We start from the raw sequence: 22,201 nt of genomic DNA, 5'->3' as shown, positions 1-22,201 counted from the left end.
AGGCCGTCTGAAAGGAGTGTTTTATGACGGATACCCACCGCCAATCTTCGCTACCCCTGTTGGGCGCACTGCTTGCCGCCGGCCTGATGGCCGCTGCCTTCATACTCGGCATCCAGTTTAAAAACTTCCGCCAGCCCGGCACGATTACCGTCAAAGGCCTGGCCGAAAAAAACTTCCAATCCGACAGCGCCACCTGGCGCAGCGGCGCGTCGCTGCACGGCGAAAGCTATCAGGACGTGTTGGACGCACTGGAATCGGAGCGCAAAAAGCTGGAAGATTTTTTGAGAGAACAGGGTTTTGAAGAATCCGAAATGCAAATCGGCCTGCCCTCGGTCGAACGCGTCTATCAGGAAATCCGCAACAGCGACGGTGAAGTGGTCGAGCGCAAACCCAACGGCTACGACGGCAGCCTCTCCATTACCGTCAACACCAAAAAACTCGACAAAATCCAAGCCGCGCAAACCGCCATCCGCAACCTGCGGGCGAAAAACGAATTCATCGGATTCGACAACCCGCAATACCTGCTCGGCAACCTCGAAACCATCAAACGCGACTTGATTACCCAAGCCACTGAAGACGCGCAAAAACGTGCCGCAGAGTTTGCCAAAACCGGCGGCGGCAAAGTCGGTGCCATGCGCTCGGCTTCGCAGGGCTCGTTCAACATTTATTCCGACAGCGGCAGCAGCAGCGACGACGACTATGGCGGCACTTACGACAAATCCACCGTCGGCAAACAAGTCCGCCTTGTTGTCACCATCGAATACGCAATCGACTGACGGCAAACCTTTCAGACGGCCTTTATCCGCAAAGGCCGTCTGAAAATTTCCGCAGCAACAATAAAACGACAATGCCGCTTCGCGCGGCCTAATTGGAAACACACAAATCCATGTCCATCCAAAATCTCACCATTCTCGGCAGCACCGGCAGCATCGGCGAGAGCACGCTCGATGTGGTTGCGCGCCATCCCGATCGTTTTTCCGTTTTTGCGCTGGCCGGACATACGCAGGTGGAAAAGCTGGCCGCGCAATGCCGCCGCTTCCAACCCGAATACGCCGTTGCCGCCGATGCGGAACACGCTGCGCGTCTGGCAAACCTGTTGCGCGAAGCCGGTGTCAAAACCCAAGTGTTACACGGCACGCAAGCCCTGATTGACATTGCATCCGCCAACCAAGTACACGGCGTGATGTGTGCCATCGTCGGCGCGGCCGGCCTGCCTTCTGCGCTGGCCGCCGCCCGCGCGGGTAAAACCATTTATCTGGCCAACAAAGAAACGCTGGTCGTAGCCGGCGCATTGTTTATGGACACCGCCAAAGCAGGCGGCGCAACCGTGCTGCCCGTCGACAGCGAACACAACGCCGTGTTCCAAGTTTTGCCGCGCGACTACACAGGCCGTCTGAACGAACACGGCATCGCCTCCATCGTGCTCACCGCTTCGGGCGGCCCCTTTCTTGATACTGATTTGGCCGCGCTCGAGCGTATCACGCCCGCAGAGGCCGTGAAGCATCCCAATTGGAGCATGGGGCGCAAAATTTCCGTCGATTCAGCCACCATGATGAACAAAGGCCTGGAGCTGATTGAGGCGCACTGGCTGTTTGCCTGCCCGCCCGAAAAACTCGAAGTCGTCATCCACCCGCAATCCGTGATTCACAGCATGGTGCGCTACCGCGACGGCTCGGTGCTGGCGCAGCTGGGCAATCCAGATATGCGGACGCCGATTGCCTACTGCCTCGGCCTGCCCGAACGCATCGAATCGGGCGTGGGCACACTCGATTTCGACAGCCTGTCCGCGCTCACGTTCAGACGGCCTGACTTCCAACGCTTTCCCTGCCTGAAACTCGCCTACGAGGCCATGCAAGCGGGCGGCAGTGCGCCGTGCGTACTCAACGCCGCCAACGAAGCCGCCGTCGCCGCCTTTTTAGACGGCAAAATCCGTTTCACCGACATCGCCCGCACCGTCGCGCATTGTTTGGGCAAAGGTTTTTCAGACGGCCTTTCAAGTGTGGAAGACCTGCTCGCGCTCGACGGAGAAACACGTCGCCGCGCCCAAGATTTTTCAGACGGCCTCTGCGGCGTCAAAACCGCAATGGCCGACTGAAAAACAAAAACACGGCGGTACAACGGACATATTAAAAGGAAAAAAGATTGCTCACCCTGGTTTCATTCATCGTTGCCATTCTGATATTGGTCAGCCTGCACGAACTCGGCCATCTGCTGGTGGCACGCTGGTGCGGCATCAAAGTGCTGCGTTTCTCCGTCGGCTTCGGCAAACCGTTTTTTACCAAACGCTGGCGCAATATCGAATGGTGTTTCGCGCCGATACCGCTGGGCGGCTATGTGAAAATGGTCGACACCCGCGAAGGCAACGTGGCCGAGGCCGATCTGCCCTATGCTTTCGACAAACAGCATCCCGCCAAGAAAATCGCCGTCGTGGCCGCCGGCCCGCTCACCAACCTGGCTTTGGCAGTGCTGCTTTACGGTTTGAGTTTTTCTTTCGGCATCAGCGAGCTGAAACCTTTTGTCGGCACGGTCGAACCGTACAGCATCGCCGCCAAAGCGGGTTTTGCCGCAGGCGATAAAATCACCGCCGTCAACGGCGTGCCCGTTGCCAACTGGGGTGACGCACAAACCGGCATTGTTTTGGATTTGGAGGCGGGAAAAGTCGATGTGGCCGTGACGACGGAGCAGGGGCGCAACATCGTGCGCACCATCGATGCCGCAGGCACGCAGGAAGCGGCCGACGTGGCCAAACGCGGCGGCTATATCGGTCTGATGCCTTACAAACTGACGAAAACCGTCAGCGTGGTTGTGCCGGGTAGTGCGGCGGAGAAGGCCGGTTTGAAGGCGGGCGATACGCTGTTGGCGGCCGACGGCAAGGCGCTGGGCGACTGGCAGGAGTGGGTCGATCTGGTGCGCCGCAGCGCGGGGCAGAAGTTACAACTGACCTATCTGCGCGACGGAAAAACGCTGCAAACCTTCATCCGCCCCGACTCGGAAATGCAGGGCGGCGTCTTGTCCGGCAGGGTCGGATTGGGTGCGGCCACCGATAAAGTATGGGACAAAGCAGTCCGCTTCCGCTATTATCCGTCCGTTGCCGAAGCCTTCGGCATGGCCTGGCGCAAAACCACGGGCTACGTTACGCTGACTTTGAAGTTTTTCGGCCGCCTTTTGGGCGGGCAGGCTTCGCTGCAACACGTTTCCGGCCCGCTGACCATCGCCGATGTGGCGGGCAAGTCCGCCTCGATGGGCTGGCAGCCCTATGTCGAATTTCTCGCCTTGGTGAGCGTCAGCCTCGGCGTGATGAATCTGCTGCCCGTTCCCGTGTTGGACGGCGGGCATCTGGTGTTTTACAGCATCGAATGGCTGCGCGGCAAACCGCTTTCCGAAAGCATTCAGACGGCCGGACTGCGCGTCGGTCTGGCGCTGATGATGATGCTGATGATTTTGGCTTTTTTTAATGATATTACCCGTTTGTTTGGATAACGTATGAAACTGAAAAAACTGACCCTGACCCTGATGATGCTGGGACTTTCCCCGTTTGCCCTGGCCGACTTTACCATTCAGGACATCCGCGTGGAGGGCCTGCAGCACGCCGAGCCGTCCACCGTGTTCACCTATCTGCCGGTCAAAGTGGGCGACACCTTCCGCGACGGGCAGGGCGAGCAGATTATCAGCAGCCTCTATGCCACCGGCCTCTTTGACGACGTGCGCGTGGAAAGCATGGGCAACCAGCTTTTGCTGACCGTGGTCGAGCGCCCGATTATCGGCAGCTTCGAAGTCAGCGGCGGCAAGCTGATCCAAAACGACGCCATCAAGAAAAACCTCGACGCCTTCGGCTTGGGGCAGTCCAAACCGTTTAACCAAGGCCGTCTGAACGAAGCCGTGGCCGGTTTGAAAGATGAGTATAAGAAACAGGGCAAATATTCGGTGGAAATCATCCCCACGGTTACCCGCCTGGCACGCAACCGCGTGGCGGTGGAGCTGAAAATCGACGAGGGCAAAACCACCACCATCAGCGACATTGAATTTGAAGGCAACGAGCGCTATTCCGACCGACGCCTGCGCCGCCAGATGTCCCTGAGCGAAGGCGGTCTGTTTACCTGGCTGACCAAAAGCAACCGCTTCAATTCCGACAAATTCTCGCAGGACATGGAGCGCGTTACCGATTTCTATCAAAACAACGGCTATTTCGATTTCCGCATCGTCGATACCGACGTACAGATGTCGCCCGACCAGAAACACCAAACGATGAAAATCACCGTGTCCGAAGGACAGCGCTACCGCTGGGGCAAAGTGACTATCGAAGGCGACACCCGCGAAGTGCCGAAAGAAGAGCTGTACGGCCATCTGAAAATGAAGGAAGGCCGCTGGTACGAGCGTTCGCAGATGTTGGAAAGCCTGGAAAAAATCCAGCAGTCAATGGGAACGGCCGGTTATGCGTTCAGCGAAGTCAACGTCGTGCCGCAGCCGAACCGCGAAACAGGCGTCGTCGATTTTGTGTTGCAGGTTGAGCCGAACCGCAAAGTCTATGTGAACAAAATCAACATTTCGGGCAACAACAAAACCCGCGACGAAGTGGTGCGCCGCGAATTGCGCCAGATGGAAGCCGCTCCGTATGACGTCTCCAAGCTGCAACGCTCGAAAGAACGCGTCGAGCTTTTGGGCTACTTCGACGATGTGAAATTCGAAGCCAAACCCGTGGAGGGCACACCCGACCAGGTGGATGTGGACATGAGCGTCAACGAACGCGCCACCGGCTCGCTCGATTTGAGCGCGGGCTGGGTGCAGGACACCGGTCTTGTGATGGCCTTCGGCGTGGCGCAGGACAACCTGTTCGGCACGGGCAAATCCGTTTCCGCCCGCGTTTCGCGCAGCAAAACCACCAACAACGCCTCCCTGTCGTTTACCGACCCCTACTTCACCCCCGACGGCGTGAGTCTGGGCTACGACCTGTACGGCAAAACCTACGATCCGCGCAAATCCTCTTCCAGCACCACCAGCAACAGCCGCTACAAAACCTCCACCGTCGGTGCGGGCATCCGCATGGGCGTGCCGGTAACAGAATACGACCGCGTCAATTTCGGCCTCGGCGCCGAGCATATGCAGGTTCAGACCTTCGAAGGCGCACCCAAACGCTACCGCGAATTCATCGAAAAATACGCCAAAAGCCAAACCGGCGGCATCGGCAAATACAAAGGCTGGACGGTTAAAGGCAGCGTCGGTTGGGGACGCAACAAAACCGACAGCGCCCTGTGGCCGACACGCGGCTACATGATCGATGCCAATTTGGAAGGCGGCCTGCCGGGCGGCGATTTGCAGTATTACAGCTTAACGCACAACCAAAAATGGTTCTTCCCGCTAAGCAAAAACTTCACCCTGATGCTGGGCGGATCGCTGGGTGCGGCCGACGGCTACGGCAAAACCAAAGAACTGCCGTTCTTCCAAAACTTCTACGGCGGCGGCCTGGGTTCGGTGCGCGGCTACGAAAGCGGCACGCTCGGCCCGAAAGTCTACGACGAAGACGGCGACAAAATCAGCTACGGCGGCAACAAAATGCTCTCGGGCACGGCCGAGCTGCTGTTCCCCTTCCCCGGTATCAAAGACAGCCGCAGCGTCCGCCTGAGCCTGTTTGCCGACGCCGGTAGCGTGTGGGACGGCAAAACCTACACCGATTCGAGCAGCGATCTTTTGGGCGGAAGAAAGCTGCAGAATGTTTACGGCATAGGCAGCAGCCACAAATCCAGCTTCAAAGAAGAGCTGCGCTACTCTGCCGGTGCGGCAGTAACGTGGATTTCGCCGCTCGGCCCGATGAAGTTCAGCTATGCCTACCCGATCAAGAAAAAACCGACCGACGAAATCCAGCGCTTCCAATTCCAGCTGGGCACCACGTTCTAAGGCCGGTACAGGAAACAGCATGACCAGCGGAAAAACACGGATCAGAATGTGGGCGGCCGCCTTTGCCGCGGCAGCGGCTTTGGCCGCACCAGTTGCGGCAGGTGGCGTGCAGAAACTTGGTTTCATCGACGTCGAGCGCGTCTACCGTGAGTCGAAACAGGCGCAAAACATCCAGCAGAAACTGGAAGCCGAATTTGCGCCGCGCCAGCAGCAGTTGGAAAAAATGCAGCAGGAAACTGCAGAATGGCTGCGTAAAAACGCCGCATCCGGCAAAAACGCCGAAGACGAGCGCCGCAGCCGCGCTCTGCGTACCGCGCAGCAGCAGCTGGCCGAAGACTACGACCTGCGCCGCAACGAAGAGTTTGCCGCCCTGCAACGCAATGCCGACCGCGTGATGATCGATTTGGCGAAAAAAGAAGGTTACGACCTGATACTGCACGACGTTATCTTCATCGATGCCAAATTCGACATCACCGACAAAGTCATCCGCGAGATGAACCGTTAAAGCAGCCAAACCCGTGCTGCGGGTTTTTCAGACGGCCTGCCGTATCGAGGCCGTCTGAAACGTCTTCCCGCCGTGCCCGAACCGGATTCAAATATGATGAAAAAAGCATCGGCAGCATTGGCCTGCCTTTTTTCCTTTACCGCGCAGGCCGACATTCCACAAACGGCCGACACGTGCTGCTTCCCCGTCGGCGCCGCAGGCAAAATCGGCAAAGCGTAGCCCTGCCGCGCACAAGCGGTCACATCCGCGCCGCGTCCGAACCTGCCCGACACACGTTCCGTCAGCTACGAAACTGGCGGCAGGCAATACACCTTCACCGCCGATTATGATGCCGCAAACGGGCGCTGGCAGAGCGCATACGAAGGCGGCAGCCTCGAAGTGTATTACCGCAGCCGCACCTTCAAACCCTTGAAGCAGGATGGCCGCCGCGCCCGCTACACCTGTTTCCGCGCGCAAGACGTGCATTTCTGCACACCCAAACGCCCCGCGCCGTTTTGGTAAATTCCATGAAAAGGCCGTCTGAAAACGAAACTTCAACGAAGTGAAAACGCATCCGATTGTTTGCGGTTTCCCGTTTCAGACGGCCTGCCGTGCAACCTGTTCCGATAAGGCCATGACAGAAAAAACCTATACCCTTTCCCAAATCGCCGCCGAACTCGGCGGCGAATGGCGCGGCAGCGACATCGCCGTGTCCGCCGTGCGCCCGCTCGCCGAAGCAGGCGCGGCGCACATCAGCTTTCTCGCCAACCCCAAATACAAGGCCGACGTACACGCCAGCGGCGCGGGCGCGGTCATCGTTTCGCCCAAAGCCGCCGACGAATTTACCGGCCGCAACCTGATTGTCGCCGCCGATCCCTATCTCTATTTCGCCAAAGTGGCACGGCTGTTTTCGCCGATCGTCAAAGCACAGAGCGGCGTGCACCCCACCGCCGTGATTGAGCCGACCGCCACCGTACCCGCAAGCTGCGAAATCGGCGCGCACGCCTACATCGGTGCAAACACCGTACTCGGCGAAGGCTGCCGCATTCTCGCCGGCGCGGTAGTCGAACAAGGTTGCACGCTGGGCGACGAAACCGTTATCCACCCCAACGCCGTGGTTTACCACGGCTGCACGTTAGGCAAGCGCGTGGAAATCCACAGCGGCGCAGTCATTGGCGCAGACGGCTTCGGCCTCGCCTTTGCAGGCGATTCGTGGTTCAAAATCCCGCAAACCGGCGCGGTTACGCTCGGCGACGATGTCGAAATCGGCTCAAACACCAATATCGACCGCGGCGCGATGAGCGACACTACCGTCGGACGCGGTTCCAAAATCGACAACCAAGTGCAAATCGGCCACAACTGCCGCATCGGCAGCCACACCGTTATCGCCGCCAAAACCGGTATTTCCGGCAGTGTAACCGTCGGCGATTTCTGCATCATCGGCGGCGGTGTCGGCACGGTCGGCCACATCGAAATCGCCGACAAAACCACCATCGGCGGCGGCACGTCGGTTACCCACAGCATCAGCGAAAGCGGCACCCACGTTGCGGGCATCTTCCCCATGTCTTCTTATAAAGAATGGGCGCGCAACGCCGTGCACGTGCGCCGTTTGAGCGAAACGGACAAACGGATCAGACAGCTTGAAAAAGAACTGGCCGAACTGAAAAACGGCAGATAAGCAGATAACAAAAGGCCGTCTGAAAACGAAGTTTCAAGGAAGTGAAAAACCGTTTTCAGACGGCATGACCCAACCACAAGGACAATCACGCAATGGACATCAAATTCCCCATCGAAGCCCGCGAAATCCAGGAAATCCTACCGCACCGCTTCCCCTTCATGCTGCTCGACCGCGTTACCGCCGCCGAGCCCGGCAAAACCCTGAGTGCGTTTAAAAACGTCACCTTCAACGAGCAGTTTTTCCAAGGCCACTTCCCCGAATCGCCCGTAATGCCGGGCGTGCTGATCGTCGAAGCCATGGCGCAGGCCTGCGGCGTGCTGGCCGTGTTGAGCCAGGGCAGCACCAAACGCCGCGAAAACGAAATCACCCTGTTTGCCGGACTCGACAACGTGCGCTTCAAACGCCAGGTCATCCCGGGCGACCGCCTCGACTTCGAAGTCGAACTGCTCGCCCACCGCCGCGGCATCGGCAAATTCAACGCCACCGCCAAAGTAAACGGCGAACTGGCCTGCGAGGCCACCATCATGTGCGCCCAGCGCGTCGTCGAAAAAGGTTGATGCGGCGTTTTCAGACGGCCTGGGGCTGATTGCCAACAGCCCCTAGGGCGTGTTGACAATCAACATTTTGGCGGCTTTTCCGTCCTAAAGCGGCATCTGCCGCGTTGAAAATACTCGCCTATGGGCGGCATAGGCTCGCATTTTCGCCTTGCATCTGCCGTTTTATGCCGCAAAATCCGCTTCAAAAGTTGATTGTCAACACGCCCTAGGAGGCCGTCTGAAAACCGTCGGACAGGCCGCCAGCGAACAAACGGGCACGAAAGGAAAACCATGACCCTCATCCACCCCACCGCCGTTATCGACCCCAAAGCCGAACTGGATTCCAGCGTCAAAGTCGGTGCATACACCGTTATCGGCCCCGACGTGCAAATCGGCGCCAACACCGAAATCGGCCCGCACGCCGTGATTAACGGCCACACCACCATCGGCGAAAACAACCGCATCTTCCAATTTGCCAGCCTCGGCGAAATCCCGCAGGACAAAAAATACGCCGGCGAGCCCACCCGCCTGATTATCGGCAACGGCAACACCATCCGCGAATTCACTACCTTCAACCTCGGCACCGTCACCGGCATCGGCGAAACCCGCATCGGCGACGACAACTGGATTATGGCCTACTGCCACCTCGCCCACGACTGCGTCATCGGCAACCACACCATCTTCGCCAACAACGCCAGCCTGGCCGGACACGTTACCATCGGCGACTACGTCATCCTCGGCGGCTACACACTGGTTTTCCAGTTCTGCCACATCGGCGACTACGCCATGACCGCCTTCGCCGCAGGCGTGCACAAAGACGTACCGCCCTACTTCATGGCCGCAGGCTACCGTGCCGAACCGGCGGGCATCAACAGCGAAGGAATGCGCCGCAACGGCTTTAGTGCCGAGCAGATTGCCACCGTCAAAGACGTGTACAAAACCATCTACCACCGCGGCATCCCGTTTGAAGAGGCCAAAGCCGACATCCTCAAACGCGCCGAAACGCAGCCCGAACTGGCCGTATTCAAAGACTTTTTCGCCGCCTCCACACGCGGCATCATCCGCTGATGTTATGAACAGGTTTTAAGAGGCCGTCTGAAAACGCCGCGCGCTTTTCAGACGGCCTCTTGGCAGGGCGGGTCAAACGTCCTATCCTTCACGCGGGCGGCAGCCGCCGCCCGTTTCCACGCAACCGAAAGAAAGGATTTACCATGTCCCAAGTCACCTTCCACGGCAACCCCGTACAAGTCAACGGCACGCTGCCCGCCGTCGGCCAAACCGCACCCGCGTTTTCATTGGCCGCCGCCGATTTGTCCGACAAAACGCCCGCCGATTTTGCCGGCAAGCGCAAAGTGCTGAACATTTTTCCCAGCGTCGACACCGGCGTGTGCGCCCAATCGGTACGCAAGTTCAACCAACGCGCTTCCTCGCTGGATAACGCCGTCGTGCTGTGCATCTCCGCCGATTTGCCTTTTGCCCAAGCCCGCTTCTGCGGCGCGGAAGGTTTGGACAAAGTTGTTACGCTCTCAAGCTTCCGCAGCAGCTTCGCGCAAGACTACGGTGTTGCCCTCGCCGACAGCCCGCTGCGCGGCCTCACTGCCCGCACCGTTGTGGTGCTTGACGAAGCCGACAAAGTACTGCACGTCCAACTGGTCGGCGAAATCGGCGACGAACCCGATTACGACGCTGCGCTGGCCGTGCTGTAAAGCGCTTGTTTAGGCAGCTGGCAGTTTTCAAACCGAAAGGCCGTCTGAAAACCTGTTTTGGGTTTTCAGACGGCCTTTGTGTCGGGTAGGGCAGGGCGCTTACTCTTTCAACATCCTGCGCTCGTACACGGCCTGCGCCAGCGTGCCCGCGTCGATGTATTCCAGCTCCGCGCCCAGCGGCATGCCGCGCGAGAGGCGGCTGATTTTGTAGGGCAGGTTTTTCAGCAGCTCGGCCAGAACGTAGGCGGTGGCGTCGCCTTCGGCGGTGAAGTTGGTGGCGATGATGATTTCCTCCACCTCGCTTTCTTGCAGGCGCGTCACCAGTTTGTCGATGGCGATATGGTTCAAATCCATGCCCTGCGCCGGGCTGACCTGTCCCATCAGCACGAAATAGAGGCCGTCGTGGCAGCGGGCGGCTTCCATGCCGGAGACGTCGGCGGGCATGTGGACGATCATCAGCCGCCGCCCGTCGCGCGCGGGGTCGGCGCAGATGTCGCAGGTTTCGCCTTCGCAGAAGGTGTTGCAGCGGGCGCAGTGGCGGACTTGCAGCAGGGCGTTGTCGAGGGTGCGGGCGAGTTCCGCCGCGCCTTTGCGGTCGTGTTGCAAGAGGTGGTAGGCGATGCGCTGGGCGGATTTTGGGCCGACGTTGGGCAGCACTTTCAGGGCGTTTATCAGGCGGGAAAAGGCGTCTTGCTGTTTGGCCATGGGTTTTCTTCAATAGGGATGCGGGACAAGGTTTGAGGCCGTCTGAAAAAGGGTTTCAGACGGCCTTTCGCGCTTATCCGCTGCGGTAGGTTTAGTTGGGAAAACGGATTTCTGCATCGTCGCTGCTGACATCGAAAAAGCCCACGCCGTGTTTGGCGGCCAATGTACACACGGTTTCATAGGCTTCGTCGGCCACCGACCAGGCAAAGGCGGTATAAATCACCGATTTTCCGATACAGTAGTCGCTGACGTGGGGATTGTCGAAATAGTCGTCATCGTCTTCGTCGCCGCCATAAGGGCCGTTCATGGCGGGGAAGGTTTCGATCATTTCCAAAAACCAGGCGCGCAAGGCGGGCGTGGTAACGGCGGGATCGTCGTACTCGTGATCTTCCGCCCATTCTGTTTGCGCGTCATACCATTGCATAAACTCCTCGCGTTCGCGCGGGGCGGCGGCGGGGTCGAATACCATCAAGTCGTAACTCATTGTTGTTTCCTTAGCCGAATAACAATCCGAAGATGCGCGGCGGTTTACGCGCCGTACACCGGATTTTTATCGCACAGCGCTTTGACCTGTTCGGCCACGTGCGCGAGATTGGCTTCGTCGTTGGGATTGTCCAGCACGTCGGCCACCAGATTGGCGAGTTTGCGGGCATCGGCTTCATCGAAGCCGCGCGTGGTAATTGCTGATGTGCCGACGCGGATGCCGCTGGTTACAAACGGTTTTTCCGGGTCGTTGGGGATGGCGTTTTTGTTAATCGTAATGTGCGCTTTGCCCAAGGCTTCTTCGGCGGCTTTGCCGGTGATGTTTTTCGGGCGCAAATCAACGAGGAACAAATGGCTTTCGGTGCGGCCGGTAACGATACGCAGGCCGCGTTTGACCAGCTCTTCGGCCATTGCCTGCGCGTTGGCTTTCACCTGTTTGGCGTAGGTTTTGAACTCGGGTTGCAGCGCTTCTTTAAAGGCCACGGCTTTGGCGGCAATCACATGCATCAGCGGGCCGCCTTGCAGGCTGGGGAAAATTGCCGAGTTGAGGGCTTTTTCGTGGGTGGTGTCGCGGCAGAGAATCACGCCGCCGCGCGGGCCGCGCAGGGTTTTGTGGGTGGTGGTGGTAACAAAATCGGCATAGGGCACGGGGCTGGGATACTCGCCGGCGGCAATCAGGCCGGCGTAGTGCGCCATATCGACAAACAGATATGCGCCCACTTTGTCGGCAATCTGGCGGAAGCGCGCCCAGTCGATTTCCAGCGCGTAGGCCGATGCGCCGGCGACTATCATTTTCGGCTTGTGCTCAAGCGCGAGGCGTTCGACTTCGTCGTAATCCAAAATCTCGTCTTTGTTCAAACCGTAGGCAACCACGTTATAGAGCTTGCCGGAGATATTGACGCTCGCGCCGTGGGTCAGGTGGCCGCCGTGCGCCAGGCTCATGCCCAAGATGGTGTCGCCCGGTTTGAGCACGGAAGTGTACACGGCCTGGTTGGCCTGCGAGCCGGAATGCGGCTGCACGTTGGCATAGGCCGCGCCGAAGAGTTTTTTCACGCGGTCGATGGCCAGCTGCTCGGCCACATCGACGTGTTCGCAGCCGCCGTAATAGCGTTTGCCGGGATAGCCTTCGGCGTATTTGTTGGTGAGCTGGCTGCCCTGCGCTTCCATCACGGCGGGGCTGACGTAGTTTTCTGAGGCAATCAGCTCGACATGGTCTTGCTGGCGTTGGTTTTCGGCGGCGATGGCAGCGGCCAGTTCGGGGTCGTATTTTTCGATGGTGAGGCTTTTCGAGAACATGGTATCTCCTTTGAAGTGCGTTGGGGTGGGGCGCCCGTGCGGGGGCGTCGGGCATTGTATAGTGAAGCAAAATGGAAAATCTACGGCGTTTTCGGCCGTGGGCGTTTTCAGACGGCCTCAGGCGTCGCAGATGCAGGTTTGAGGCCGTCTGAAAACAATCAAGGCCGTCTGAAAACGGTTTTTAACTTCGTTGAAGCTTTGCTTTCAGACGGCCTTATCCTACTGTTTTTCCTGCGCCAGACGCTCTTTGCGCTCTTCCAGCCAGCGTTCCAGATAGTGGATGCTGACGCCGCCTTCGGCAAAGCCGGGGTCGGTAAAGAGGTCGCGGTGCAGCGGGGTGTTGGTTTTGATGCCGGTAACGGCCAGCTCGGCCAGCGCGACGCGCATTTTCGCCATCGCCTGTTCGCGGGTTTTGCCGTGCACGCAGATTTTTCCGATCAGGCTGTCGTAGTTCGGCGGGATGCGGTAGCCCTGGTAGATGTGGCTGTCGACGCGGATGCCGAAGCCGCCGGGCAGGTGGCAGCTTTCGATCAGACCCGGGCTGGGGATGAAGTTGTACGGGTCTTCGGCGTTGATGCGGCACTCGAAGGCGTGGCCGTCGAGGACGATGTCTTTCTGCTTGTATTGCAGTTTTTCGCCTGCGGCGACGCGCAGCTGTTCCTGCACGATGTCCACGCCGGAAATCAGCTCGGTAACGGGGTGTTCGACTTGGACGCGGGTGTTCATTTCGATGAAGAAAAACTCGCCGTCTTCGTAGAGGAATTCGAATGTGCCCGCGCCGCGATAGCCGATGCGTTTGCAGGCTTCGACGCAGGCTTTGCCGATTTTTTCGCGCTCTTTGGCGGTGATGCCGGGGGCGGGGGCTTCTTCGATCACTTTCTGGTGGCGGCGCTGCATGGAGCAGTCGCGCTCGCCCAGATAGATGGCGTTGCCGTGTTCGTCGGCCAGCACTTGGATTTCGACGTGGCGCGGGCGTTGCAGGTAGCGTTCCATGTAGACCATGGGGTTGCCGAAGGCGGCGCCCGCTTCGGCTTTGGTCATTTCCACAGATTTGATGAGGTCTTCTTTTTTCTCGACCACGCGCATGCCGCGTCCGCCGCCGCCGCCGGAGGCTTTGATAATCACGGGGTAGCCGACTTTGTCGGCAATTTTCAGGATTTCGTCGGGATTGTCGGGCAGGGCGCCGTCGGAACCGGGCACGCAGGGCACGCCTGCTTCGAGCATGGCCTGTTTGGCGGACACTTTGTCGCCCATCAGGCGGATGGTGTCGGGACGAGGGCCGATGAAGACGAAGCCGGACTCTTCGACTTGTTGGGCGAAGCTGGCGTTTTCGGCGAGAAAGCCGTAGCCGGGGTGGATGGCGTCGGCGCCGGTGACTTCGGCAGCGGCGATGATGGCGGGGATGTGCAGGTAGCTTTGCGGCGAGGGGGCGGGGCCGATGCAGACGGATTCGTCGGCCAGCTTGACGTGCAGGCTGTCGCGGTCGGCTTCGGAGTGGACGGCGACGGTGGCAATGCCCATTTCGCGGCAGGCGCGCAAAACGCGCAGGGCGATTTCGCCCCGGTTGGCGATTAAGACTTTTTTCAGCATGATGACTTTTCCTGTGTGGCGCGGCGGCGTGCCGCTTGCGGTTTGGCCGGCGCTGCGTGTTCAGACGGCCTCAGCGGCCGAGTGTTTCGCGGATTTTTTGGTCGGTTTTGTACTGGCTCAGTGCGTACACAGACCACAGGGCGGCGGGCACCCAGCCGATGACGGTCAGTTGCAGGATCAGGCAGACGATGCCCGCAATCGGGCGGCCGATGGTGAAAAACTGTAGCCAGGGCAGGAAGATGGCGAGGAGCAGGCGCATGGTTTTCCTTGCGTTCGGAGGGTGGGGAAAAGGTTTTCAGACGGCCTCCGTATGTTCGGAGGCCGTCTGAAAGCGGCTTATTCGATGATGAAGAGCGGTTCGCCGTATTCGACGGGTGTGCCGTTTTCGACGAGGATTTCTTTGATTGTGCCGGATTTTTCGGCTTCGATTTCGTTCATCAGCTTCATGGCTTCGATGATGCAGAGGGTGTCGCCCGCTTTGACGCTTTGGCCGACTTCGACGAAGGGGGCGCTGGTGGGGCTGGCGGCGCGGTAGAAGGTACCGACCATCGGCGATTTCTGCGCGGCGGACAAGTCTCGCGCGGCAGGGGCTGCGGGTGCGGCAGGCACTGCTGCGGCCGCGGGGGCTGGTGCGGCGGGTGCTGCTTGGACGGGGGCGGGTGCGTAAACGGTTTGCGCCACGGTGGAACGGGTGATGCGTACTTTTTCTTCGCCTTCGGTAACTTCGATTTCGGCGATGCCGGATTCTTCCACCAGATCAATCAGCTTTTTGAGTTTGCGTAAGTCCATTCGTGTTTTCCTTGCGAAAATGTTGTGCCGCCGCGAAGTGCGGTTGCAGAGTGGGTGTTTTGCGGCGCGGGCGGGGCGGGAAAATGCGCCCCGCAAGGCGGAAATAGGCGCGCATTTTTACCAAAATGCGGCGGAAAGTCCAGCGAAATGTTGGGAAACGGCGGGTTTTGCGGCGTTTGTCTGCCGTGTTGAGCGGAGGCTTGGGAAGGACTGTTTCCGGTGTGCGGCAAAGATGTTTTCAGACGGCCTGCAACAGGATGCAGGCCGTCTGAAAGGGGCGGTGTCAGCCTGCCAGTTCGGCGTATTGCTCTGCAGTGAGCAGGGCGTTGTAGTCGGCGGGGTTGTCGGGTTGGATTTTGAAGAACCAGCCTGCGCCGTAGGGATCGCTGTTGGCGGTTTCGGGAGCGGAGGCGAGGGCTTCGTTCACTTCGATGATTTCGCCGGCAATCGGGACGTATACGTCGGAGGCGGCTTTGACGGATTCGACGACGCCGGCCTGGTCGCCGGCGGCGAGTTTCGCGCCGGTTTCGGGCAGCTCGACGAACACGATGTCGCCCAAAAGTTCCTGCGCGTGGAAGGTAATGCCGACGGTGACGGTGCCGTCTTCTTCGCGGCGCAGCCATTCGTGGCTGTCGACATATCTGAGTTCGGCGGGAATGTTGCTCATGGTTTGTCCTCCGGTTAAGGGTTAAGAATTGTTTGGGTGTGTAAGGATAGCAGGCTTGCCGTGCTTTGGGAATATCGGCATTTAACGCGGGACGGGTGCATAATGCGGCAGGCATCCGCCGTTTTACGCAGGAGAAAAGCGATGAAAAAAATGTTGGTTTTGACCGCCGCGCTGTTTGTGTCTTCGGGTGCGGGGGCGGTCGATTATCTGATCAGCGGCGAGAAGAGCGAGCCGCCGGTTATCATCATCCACGAGCCCTACGGGCGCGGGCGCTATATGCCTTATCCGCCGCCTCCGCCGCCGCGTCCGTATTTCCGCGACGACAGCGGCAGCGGGCAGTCGATCAGGTTCGGCCAAAACACCATCCGTTTCAGCAACAGCCCGCCGGATACTGTCGAGAGCCGCAGTATTGGCGGCTACGGTTATTATGAAGACGCTTATCCGCCGCCGCGCCGCTACCGTCCCGCGCCGCCGCCGCGCGCTTATTATTGGCGGCGTTAGAAGCGCTTTTGTGCCGTATGAAGGCCGTCTGAAAAGTTTCAGACGGCCTTTTGCTTTACGGGTTTACAGCTGTCGGAAGTGCGGCAGGAAGGCGGGAATGCCGGGCAGCATGCCGACCGCGCCCATGGCGGCGCAGAGGATGACGAAGCCTGCGGCGGGCACGATAACGCGGCCGACGAAGCCCAATCCGGCGCTGCGTTCTTTGCAGCCGATCAGGCCGAGGTTGTCGAGCAACATGGTGAGCGACCAGCCGAACACGGGGTTGACCAGCGCCGAGGAGAAAACGACGATGGCGGCGGACTGGGTGGTTTTGCCTTTGCGCGTCATTTCCATGCCCGCTTCAAGCAGGGGAACATACACGCCGACCACGAGCGCCACGCTCAATACGGGCTGCCACACGGCCAAGTCCATCGGGTAGCCCCAAATGCCTGCCGTGATGCAGAAGAGGGCGGTGAGAATGGCGCCGGCGGGAATCGGGCGCTTGGCGATGGAGGCGGGAACGATGTATGTGCCCCACGATGAAGTGAAGTTCGCGCCGCCGAGGAACGAGCCTGCGGCCTGGCGCACGGCGCAGCTGACCATGGTGTCGTCGATGTTCATGTGCGCTTTTTCCGCTTTTTCGGGATAGCTCAGTTTTTGGAAGACCTGGTGGCCGAGGAAATCGGGCGACCACATGGCGACGGCGAGCACGGCGAAGGGGAAAACGACGAGGAAGCTGTCGGCCGTCGGCCAGCCGAGCATCCAGCCCGTGTTTTCACCCCACCAGTAGGACGGGCTCATCGGCGGCAGGCCGGGTGCGGTTTTGAACGAAAAAGGTGCGCCGAGGACGAAGGCGGTGACGCCTGCCAAAAGGCAGCCCAGCGGCACGGCCAGCCAGCGTTTCTGCCAGTGTTCGAGCAGGGCGTAGAGCACGATGGTGCCCAGTATCACGACGAAGGCGATGTGCGGCATGCCGAAGCCGCCTGCCCAGTCGAACAGTTTTTTCACCTGCCCCGTCGTGCCGATAAAGCCCAGATAGAGCAGCAGGCCGCCGCAGACGCCGTTGCCCGTCAGCTTCGCCATCAGGCTGCCGCCTTTGGTGATGCCGAGGATGAAGCCGAACAGGGCAATCAGGATGCCGAAGGCCAGCGGGTGTCCGCCTGCGGCGACTACGACGGGAATCAGCGGAATCAGCGGGCCGTGCGTGCCGGGCAGGTTGGCGGTGGGCAGGAAAAAGCCCGACAAGAGCAGGATGAACAGCGAGGCGATGAGCAGCTCGTAGCGCACGTTTTCCAAAATAAAGCCTTCGGGCAGCCCCAAGGGGCCGGCGAAGGCGGCGGCCACCGCGCCCACCATCACCACTTTGCCGATGGTGCCGGCAAACGCGGGAATCAGGTCTTCCCATTCGAAGCGGAAATCGCGCAGCGGCAGGTTGGCGCGCCAGCGCTTCGGTTGCAGGATTTCCAGTTCGTGATCGAGATAGGCTTCGCGGGTGGCGAAGTCGGAGGCGGGTTTGTGTAATTGCGAATAGCTTTTTTCGATGGTCTCACTCATATTTTTCTTCTCCGTTTGTCTGTTTCAGACGGCCTGCCGCGGTTGCATGGAGGCCGTCTGAAAAGCAGTATAGTTAATTTGTGTAATCGCGTGTAATCCAAAATGGTGATGGCAGCCATCAGTTAAACGGAAGGAGACGGATTTTTCCGATGGAAAAGAATGATATAAAAAACAGGCCGTCTGAAAACGAATGCATGGATTGGTTAAGAATCCATACATTCGTTTTCAGACGGCCTTTTCGCGGCGGAGGTTTACAGCGGGCGCAGGCGGTAGAGGGTGGTGGTTTCGCGGCTGCGGGCGAAGGCGAGCGGGTCGGACGGGTCGGCGGCTTTGGCGTGGGCGGGGCGGGTGTGCAGGGTTTCGACTAGGGCGAGGGAGGCCGTCTGAAAGAGGGCGGGCAGAAGGTCGGGGCTGCGCAGGCCGAGGTGTTCGGCCAGGTCGGACATGACAAGCCAGATTTCGCCGCCTTCGTTCAGGTGCTGCCGTGCGCCGCCGAGAAAGCCGCGCAGCATGGCGTGTCCGGGGTCGTAGAGGGCGGTTTCGACGGCGGAGGTGGGTTTGGCGGGCAGCCAGGGCGGGTTGCAGACGATGAGGTCGGCGCGTCCGGCGGGGAAGAGGTCGGCGGCTTCGACGGCGATTTGCCGCGCGAGGCCGAGGCGGGCGGCGTTGGTAGCGGCGCAGGCGAGGGCGCGGGGGTTGTTGTCGGTGGCGGTGATGCGGGCGATGCCGCGTTTGGCGAGTAGGGCGGCGATTACGCCCGAGCCTGTGCCGATGTCGAAGGCCGTCTGAAAGTGCGGGGGGAGTTCGGCCTGCATGACGAGGTCGAGATATTCGCCGCGCAGGGGGGAGAAAACGCCGAAGGGAACGTGGATGCGGCCGCCGAGGGCGGGGATGTCGACGCCTTTTTTGTGCCATTCGTGCGCGCCGATAAAGCCGAGCAGGAGATTTAGGGGCAGCAGGAAGGGGGCGTTGTTGGCGCTGTCATAGACGTCTGCGAGGGCGGCGCGGATGTCGGGGGCGCGGGACAGGCCGAGGGTGAAATCCGTGCCGATTTCGACGGCGAGCATATTGGTGAGGCGGCTTTGCTGCGCTTGTCGCAGGCGGTGGCGGTGGAAGGCGGCGGCGGGGTCGGCGTTTGGCGTGTCGGCCTTTGGTTTGCGTTTTTCAGACGGCCTGCCGCCGCGCAGGCGTTTTTTCAGGGCGGCGAGGATTTGTTTGCCGTTGTGGAAGTCGCCGGTAAAGACGGTGGCGGTGTCGGCACGGGCGTTTTGCAGGACGGCGGCGGCGTTGGTTTCACGCAGGAAAACGGCGTTTTTCGGCGGTTTCTGCGTGCTTTCGCTGCGCCATTCGCAGGCGGTATTGCGGTCGGTGGGGATTAGGGGGTTCATGGCAAAGGCCGTCTGAAAAGGGTTGGGAGTGTTTAAGGCCGTCTGAAAACGGGGTTTCAGACGGCCTCTGTGCAGCAATTTTTATTGTGAAGTGTTTTTCAAACCGAGTACGTCCTGCATATCGAAGAGGCCGGTTTTTCCTTGTGCCCAGACGGCGGCGCGTACTGCTCCGGAGGCGAAGGTCATGCGGCTGGAGGCTTTGTGGGTGATCTCGACGCGCTCGCCGTCGGCGGCGAAGAGGGCGGTATGGTCGCCGACAATGTCGCCGCCGCGCACGGTGGCAAAGCCGATGGTTTGCGCGTCGCGCTCGCCGGTGTGGCCTTCGCGGCCGTAAACGGCGCATTCTTTGAGATCGCGGCCGAGCGCGTGGGCAATCACTTCGCCCATACGCAGGGCGGTGCCGCTGGGGGCATCGACTTTGTGGCGGTGGTGTGCTTCGATGATTTCGATGTCGTAGCCTTCGTTTAACACGCGGGCGACAGTGTCGAGAATGTGGAATGTGAGGTTGACGCCTACGCTGAAGTTGGCGGCAAAGACGATGCCGATTTTTTCGGCGGCCGTCTGAATGGCGGCTTTGCCCGCGTCGTCAAAACCGGTTGTGCCGATAACGATGTTGGTGCCGTGGGCGACGCATTTTTGCAGGTGGGCGAGGGTGGACTCCGGGCGGGTGAAGTCGATGAGTACGTCGCTTCGGGCAATCACGGCTTCGGCATCATCAGTAATGGTAATGCCGGTGTTGAGGCCGAGTGCGTAGCCTGCGTCGCGGCCGAGCGCGGGTGAGGCGGCGTGTTCGAGTGCGCCGCTCAATACGGTATCGGGGTGTTTGTTTACGGCTTCGATTAAGACGCGCCCCATGCGGCCGTCTGCGCCGGCAATGGCGATTTTCAGGGGATTCATGGCGCTCGCTCCTTATTGTTGCGGCTGTTGTGTGGCGGCTTGGAGCTGCTCGCGGGCGTAGTCGACGGCGTTGCCTTCGGCTTTGACGAGGCGGTCGTTTTCAAACCAGACAGTGAGGTTGCGCGTTTCGGCCTGGTTGATGATGCCGTTGCGGCTGATTTCGTAGGTGTAGTCCCAGCGGTTTTGGTGGAAAGCGGAGCGTAAGAGCGGCGTGCCCAGCAGAAGCTGCACTTGGTCGCGGCTCATACCGGGGCGCAGGGAGGAGACGGCGCGTGCGTCGAGCTGGTTGCCCTGAATGACTTTCAGTTTGTAGGAGGGGAAATGGGAAACCCGCTCGGACGAGCAGGCGGAGAGGCTGAAAAGTGCCGTTGCGGCCAGCAAAACTGCAAATTTGTTCACGGATTGAACCTTTCCGAATGGGTGGGAGGGGCAGTATGACACAACAAAATTCTCATTTGAAAATTTTTATCATTCTGCTAGTGGGCAAAGCCGTTAAAAGTGCGTATTATAGCGGCAATTACGTCACTAAGGTATGAACGGTATGGAAAAGACTATAGACAGCAATGTAGCTCAACTCAGGGACAACGGCCTGAAAGTCACCGGCCCCCGCTTGAAAATCCTCGATTTGTTCGAGAAACACCCCGACGACCACATGAGCGCGGAAGATGTGTACCGCGTGCTGCTGGAAAACGGTATCGAAATCGGCGTTGCCACGATTTACCGCGTGCTGACCCAGTTCGAACAGGCCGGCATCCTGCTGCGTCACCATTTCGAAACCGGCAAGGCGGTGTACGAACTCAACACCGGCGGCCACCACGACCACATCGTCTGCGTCAAATGCGGCGCCGTGGCCGAGTTCCACAGCGAGGAAATCGAAGAGTTGCAGGACAGAATGGCCGAAGAACACGGCTACCGCATCGTCGACCACGCGCTTTATATGTACGGCGTGTGCGGCAACTGCCAAAAGAAGGAAAAACGCTGATTTGATTCGGCCCGGAGGCTCGGATTGCTCGACTGAGGCCGTCTGAAAATACAAAACAGGCATTTGGAACAATGGTTCGGATGCCTGTTTTGTATTTTCAGACGGCCTAAACGTTTTAACGGGCGGCAGGGTTGGCCAGTATGCGGTTTATCGGCAGTAAGGCTGCAAATCAGCCAGCGCGGCCTGCCAGTTTGCCGCTTCGATGCCGAAGGTGTTTTGGATTTTGGTGCAGTCCAGCCGCGAGTTAGCTGGGCGGCGGGCGGGGGTGGGGTAGTCGGCGGTGGCGATGGCTTTGATCTCGGGGATTTTCGGCATCAGGTTTTGCGCGGCGGCAGCCTGAAAGATTTGCTCGGCAAAGCCGTGCCAGCTGGTGTAGGGACAGCCTGAAAAATGATAGACGCCCCAGTCGGCGAAACCGGGAGCTTGGCTGCGTTCGGCGATGGCAATCAGGGCGGCGGCGATGTCGGCGGCGGGGGTGGGCGCACCGTGTTGGTCGGCAACGATGCCGAGGCTGTCGCGCTCGCGGCCGAGGCGGAGCATGGTTTTGACGAAGTTGCCGCCGTACTCGCCGAACACCCAGGCGGTGCGCAGGATGATGTGGCGCGGACAGGTTGCAGCGGCCTGTTCGCCTGCCAGTTTGCTTTTGCCGTACACGCTTTGCGGGTTGACGGGATCGGTTTCGCGGTAGGGCGCGTCGGCCGTGCCGTCGAACACATAATCGGTGGAAATGTGCAGCAGGACGGCCTTATGTGTGGCGGCGGCTTCGGCCAGATGGCGTACGGCGTCGCGGTTGACGGCGTAGGCGGTGTCGGCGTCGCTTTCGGCTTTATCGACGGCGGTGTAGGCGGCGGCGTTGATAATGACGTCGGGACGGAAACCGGCAACGGTGCGTTCGACGGCGGCGGAATCGGTGATGTCGAGCGCGGCGCGGTTGGCAGCAAGGACGGTGGCGCGGTTTTGAAGCTGCAAAACCAGTTCGCGGCCGACTTGGCCGTCGGCGCCGGTAATCAGGATGTTCATAGGTTTGTTCTTTCGGGTTGGGGGTAGGAGGCTGCCTGAAAGTTGGATGCCGAC

At 59.7% G+C, this 22,201-nt stretch carries 25 protein-coding genes; 13 read left to right on the top strand and 12 right to left on the bottom strand.

From position 1 onward, the window contains the following. Window positions 1–23 precede the first annotated feature (23 nt). The 11 genes from ACG2K1_RS07275 to tpx all read left to right on the top strand — a co-directional run bounded on the left by ACG2K1_RS07275 (window position 24) and on the right by tpx (window position 10,296). Window positions 24–776: an SIMPL domain-containing protein gene (locus tag ACG2K1_RS07275; RefSeq protein WP_395428620.1), complete on the top strand. Its 753-nt coding sequence runs from the start codon at window positions 24–26 to the stop codon at window positions 774–776. A 110-nt stretch (window positions 777–886) separates the two neighbouring features. After that, a complete protein-coding gene (ispC, locus tag ACG2K1_RS07270; protein WP_395428619.1) occupies window positions 887–2,095 on the top strand; it encodes a 1-deoxy-D-xylulose-5-phosphate reductoisomerase in 1,209 nt (402 codons plus the stop codon). A 47-nt stretch (window positions 2,096–2,142) separates the two neighbouring features. Beyond that, window positions 2,143–3,480 (top strand): RIP metalloprotease RseP, encoded by a 1,338-nt coding sequence (gene rseP / locus ACG2K1_RS07265; RefSeq protein ID WP_094031049.1) that lies wholly within the window; start codon window positions 2,143–2,145, stop codon window positions 3,478–3,480. A 3-nt stretch (window positions 3,481–3,483) separates the two neighbouring features. Then, entirely contained in the window at window positions 3,484–5,892 is a 2,409-nt protein-coding gene (bamA, locus tag ACG2K1_RS07260) for an outer membrane protein assembly factor BamA (RefSeq protein ID WP_395428618.1), read from the top strand. A gap of 19 nt (window positions 5,893–5,911) precedes the next feature. Then, on the top strand, window positions 5,912–6,397 hold the full coding sequence (locus tag ACG2K1_RS07255; protein ID WP_395428617.1) for an OmpH family outer membrane protein: 486 nt from the start codon (window positions 5,912–5,914) through the stop codon (window positions 6,395–6,397). A 93-nt stretch (window positions 6,398–6,490) separates the two neighbouring features. Next, window positions 6,491–6,616: a hypothetical protein gene (locus ACG2K1_RS07250; protein ID WP_395428616.1), complete on the top strand. Its 126-nt coding sequence runs from the start codon at window positions 6,491–6,493 to the stop codon at window positions 6,614–6,616. Window positions 6,617–6,775: 159 nt separating this feature from the next. Further along, window positions 6,776–6,898 carry a hypothetical protein gene (locus ACG2K1_RS07245; protein ID WP_255351466.1) on the top strand — a complete coding sequence of 41 codons (123 nt, stop codon included), beginning with the start codon at window positions 6,776–6,778 and terminating at the stop codon, window positions 6,896–6,898. Window positions 6,899–7,010: 112 nt separating this feature from the next. Then, window positions 7,011–8,054, top strand: coding sequence for a UDP-3-O-(3-hydroxymyristoyl)glucosamine N-acyltransferase (lpxD, locus tag ACG2K1_RS07240; protein ID WP_009425630.1), 1,044 nt, complete (start codon window positions 7,011–7,013; stop codon window positions 8,052–8,054). 92 nt (window positions 8,055–8,146) lie between these two features. Next, window positions 8,147–8,611, top strand: coding sequence for a 3-hydroxyacyl-ACP dehydratase FabZ (gene fabZ, locus ACG2K1_RS07235; protein WP_009425629.1), 465 nt, complete (start codon window positions 8,147–8,149; stop codon window positions 8,609–8,611). A gap of 270 nt (window positions 8,612–8,881) precedes the next feature. Next, window positions 8,882–9,658 (top strand): acyl-ACP--UDP-N-acetylglucosamine O-acyltransferase, encoded by a 777-nt coding sequence (lpxA, locus tag ACG2K1_RS07230; protein WP_009425627.1) that lies wholly within the window; start codon window positions 8,882–8,884, stop codon window positions 9,656–9,658. Between the two features lie 143 nt (window positions 9,659–9,801). Next, entirely contained in the window at window positions 9,802–10,296 is a 495-nt protein-coding gene (tpx, locus tag ACG2K1_RS07225) for a thiol peroxidase (RefSeq protein ID WP_395428615.1), read from the top strand. A gap of 99 nt (window positions 10,297–10,395) precedes the next feature. Here tpx and recR read toward each other — a convergent pair whose 3' ends face one another. The 7 genes from recR to gcvH all read right to left on the bottom strand — a co-directional run bounded on the left by recR (window position 10,396) and on the right by gcvH (window position 15,826). Further along, on the bottom strand, window positions 10,396–11,001 hold the full coding sequence (gene recR / locus ACG2K1_RS07220) for a recombination mediator RecR (RefSeq protein WP_395428614.1): 606 nt from the start codon (window positions 10,999–11,001) through the stop codon (window positions 10,396–10,398). 91 nt (window positions 11,002–11,092) lie between these two features. After that, window positions 11,093–11,485 (bottom strand): hypothetical protein, encoded by a 393-nt coding sequence (locus tag ACG2K1_RS07215; RefSeq protein ID WP_395428613.1) that lies wholly within the window; start codon window positions 11,483–11,485, stop codon window positions 11,093–11,095. 44 nt (window positions 11,486–11,529) lie between these two features. Continuing rightward, on the bottom strand, window positions 11,530–12,780 hold the full coding sequence (gene glyA, locus ACG2K1_RS07210; protein WP_395428612.1) for a serine hydroxymethyltransferase: 1,251 nt from the start codon (window positions 12,778–12,780) through the stop codon (window positions 11,530–11,532). A gap of 219 nt (window positions 12,781–12,999) precedes the next feature. Then, on the bottom strand, window positions 13,000–14,370 hold the full coding sequence (gene accC / locus ACG2K1_RS07205) for an acetyl-CoA carboxylase biotin carboxylase subunit (RefSeq protein ID WP_009425621.1): 1,371 nt from the start codon (window positions 14,368–14,370) through the stop codon (window positions 13,000–13,002). Between the two features lie 70 nt (window positions 14,371–14,440). After that, window positions 14,441–14,629: a YqaE/Pmp3 family membrane protein gene (locus tag ACG2K1_RS07200; protein ID WP_009425620.1), complete on the bottom strand. Its 189-nt coding sequence runs from the start codon at window positions 14,627–14,629 to the stop codon at window positions 14,441–14,443. 77 nt (window positions 14,630–14,706) lie between these two features. Next, window positions 14,707–15,159, bottom strand: coding sequence for an acetyl-CoA carboxylase biotin carboxyl carrier protein (gene accB / locus ACG2K1_RS07195; RefSeq protein WP_009425619.1), 453 nt, complete (start codon window positions 15,157–15,159; stop codon window positions 14,707–14,709). Between the two features lie 283 nt (window positions 15,160–15,442). Further along, complete coding sequence (gene gcvH, locus ACG2K1_RS07190) at window positions 15,443–15,826, bottom strand: glycine cleavage system protein GcvH (RefSeq protein WP_009425618.1); 384 nt, start codon at window positions 15,824–15,826, stop codon at window positions 15,443–15,445. Between the two features lie 141 nt (window positions 15,827–15,967). On the opposite strand from gcvH, the gene ACG2K1_RS07185 reads away from it, so the two are divergent. Further along, window positions 15,968–16,327, top strand: coding sequence for a hypothetical protein (locus tag ACG2K1_RS07185; RefSeq protein ID WP_036495741.1), 360 nt, complete (start codon window positions 15,968–15,970; stop codon window positions 16,325–16,327). Window positions 16,328–16,390: 63 nt separating this feature from the next. Here ACG2K1_RS07185 and ACG2K1_RS07180 read toward each other — a convergent pair whose 3' ends face one another. The 4 genes from ACG2K1_RS07180 to ACG2K1_RS07165 all read right to left on the bottom strand — a co-directional run bounded on the left by ACG2K1_RS07180 (window position 16,391) and on the right by ACG2K1_RS07165 (window position 20,544). Next, the gene (locus ACG2K1_RS07180) at window positions 16,391–17,860 is read right to left on the bottom strand and encodes a DUF3360 family protein (RefSeq protein WP_395428611.1); all 1,470 of its coding nucleotides are present in this window, start codon (window positions 17,858–17,860) and stop codon (window positions 16,391–16,393) included. A gap of 251 nt (window positions 17,861–18,111) precedes the next feature. Then, on the bottom strand, window positions 18,112–19,248 hold the full coding sequence (locus ACG2K1_RS07175) for a methyltransferase (RefSeq protein ID WP_395428610.1): 1,137 nt from the start codon (window positions 19,246–19,248) through the stop codon (window positions 18,112–18,114). Window positions 19,249–19,329: 81 nt separating this feature from the next. After that, complete coding sequence (dapB, locus tag ACG2K1_RS07170) at window positions 19,330–20,145, bottom strand: 4-hydroxy-tetrahydrodipicolinate reductase (RefSeq protein ID WP_395428609.1); 816 nt, start codon at window positions 20,143–20,145, stop codon at window positions 19,330–19,332. A gap of 12 nt (window positions 20,146–20,157) precedes the next feature. Continuing rightward, window positions 20,158–20,544, bottom strand: coding sequence for an outer membrane protein assembly factor BamE (locus ACG2K1_RS07165; RefSeq protein WP_395428608.1), 387 nt, complete (start codon window positions 20,542–20,544; stop codon window positions 20,158–20,160). Between the two features lie 133 nt (window positions 20,545–20,677). Between ACG2K1_RS07165 and fur the strand changes: the two genes are divergently transcribed. Further along, window positions 20,678–21,127, top strand: coding sequence for a ferric iron uptake transcriptional regulator (gene fur / locus ACG2K1_RS07160; RefSeq protein ID WP_009425611.1), 450 nt, complete (start codon window positions 20,678–20,680; stop codon window positions 21,125–21,127). A gap of 147 nt (window positions 21,128–21,274) precedes the next feature. Here the strand turns inward: fur and rfbD are convergent, their stop codons facing one another. Next, window positions 21,275–22,147 (bottom strand): dTDP-4-dehydrorhamnose reductase, encoded by an 873-nt coding sequence (gene rfbD / locus ACG2K1_RS07155; protein WP_395428607.1) that lies wholly within the window; start codon window positions 22,145–22,147, stop codon window positions 21,275–21,277. Between the last annotated feature and the right edge of the window lie 54 nt (window positions 22,148–22,201).

Source organism: Neisseria sp. 23W00296, assembly GCF_044772855.1.
Lineage (GTDB): Bacteria > Pseudomonadota > Gammaproteobacteria > Burkholderiales > Neisseriaceae > Neisseria.
The sequence above is the reverse complement of the archived record's forward strand: the minus strand, read 5'-3'. Positions and strand labels throughout refer to the sequence as shown.

Coding starts and splice junctions, on each gene's coding strand:
- ACG2K1_RS07250 (WP_395428616.1), top strand. CDS start 6,491: ATGATGAAAAAAGCATCGGCAGCATTGGCCTGCCTTTTTTCCTTTACC.
- ACG2K1_RS07255 (WP_395428617.1), top strand. CDS start 5,912: ATGACCAGCGGAAAAACACGGATCAGAATGTGGGCGGCCGCCTTTGCC.
- ACG2K1_RS07275 (WP_395428620.1), top strand. CDS start 24: ATGACGGATACCCACCGCCAATCTTCGCTACCCCTGTTGGGCGCACTG.
- gcvH (WP_009425618.1), bottom strand. CDS start 15,826: ATGAGCAACATTCCCGCCGAACTCAGATATGTCGACAGCCACGAATGG.
- dapB (WP_395428609.1), bottom strand. CDS start 20,145: ATGAATCCCCTGAAAATCGCCATTGCCGGCGCAGACGGCCGCATGGGG.
- lpxA (WP_009425627.1), top strand. CDS start 8,882: ATGACCCTCATCCACCCCACCGCCGTTATCGACCCCAAAGCCGAACTG.
- accB (WP_009425619.1), bottom strand. CDS start 15,159: ATGGACTTACGCAAACTCAAAAAGCTGATTGATCTGGTGGAAGAATCC.
- lpxD (WP_009425630.1), top strand. CDS start 7,011: ATGACAGAAAAAACCTATACCCTTTCCCAAATCGCCGCCGAACTCGGC.
- fur (WP_009425611.1), top strand. CDS start 20,678: ATGAACGGTATGGAAAAGACTATAGACAGCAATGTAGCTCAACTCAGG.
- rfbD (WP_395428607.1), bottom strand. CDS start 22,147: ATGAACATCCTGATTACCGGCGCCGACGGCCAAGTCGGCCGCGAACTG.
- tpx (WP_395428615.1), top strand. CDS start 9,802: ATGTCCCAAGTCACCTTCCACGGCAACCCCGTACAAGTCAACGGCACG.
- glyA (WP_395428612.1), bottom strand. CDS start 12,780: ATGTTCTCGAAAAGCCTCACCATCGAAAAATACGACCCCGAACTGGCC.
- ispC (WP_395428619.1), top strand. CDS start 887: ATGTCCATCCAAAATCTCACCATTCTCGGCAGCACCGGCAGCATCGGC.
- accC (WP_009425621.1), bottom strand. CDS start 14,370: ATGCTGAAAAAAGTCTTAATCGCCAACCGGGGCGAAATCGCCCTGCGC.
- ACG2K1_RS07200 (WP_009425620.1), bottom strand. CDS start 14,629: ATGCGCCTGCTCCTCGCCATCTTCCTGCCCTGGCTACAGTTTTTCACC.
- fabZ (WP_009425629.1), top strand. CDS start 8,147: ATGGACATCAAATTCCCCATCGAAGCCCGCGAAATCCAGGAAATCCTA.
- ACG2K1_RS07180 (WP_395428611.1), bottom strand. CDS start 17,860: ATGAGTGAGACCATCGAAAAAAGCTATTCGCAATTACACAAACCCGCC.
- ACG2K1_RS07175 (WP_395428610.1), bottom strand. CDS start 19,248: ATGAACCCCCTAATCCCCACCGACCGCAATACCGCCTGCGAATGGCGC.
- bamA (WP_395428618.1), top strand. CDS start 3,484: ATGAAACTGAAAAAACTGACCCTGACCCTGATGATGCTGGGACTTTCC.
- recR (WP_395428614.1), bottom strand. CDS start 11,001: ATGGCCAAACAGCAAGACGCCTTTTCCCGCCTGATAAACGCCCTGAAA.
- ACG2K1_RS07185 (WP_036495741.1), top strand. CDS start 15,968: ATGAAAAAAATGTTGGTTTTGACCGCCGCGCTGTTTGTGTCTTCGGGT.
- ACG2K1_RS07215 (WP_395428613.1), bottom strand. CDS start 11,485: ATGAGTTACGACTTGATGGTATTCGACCCCGCCGCCGCCCCGCGCGAA.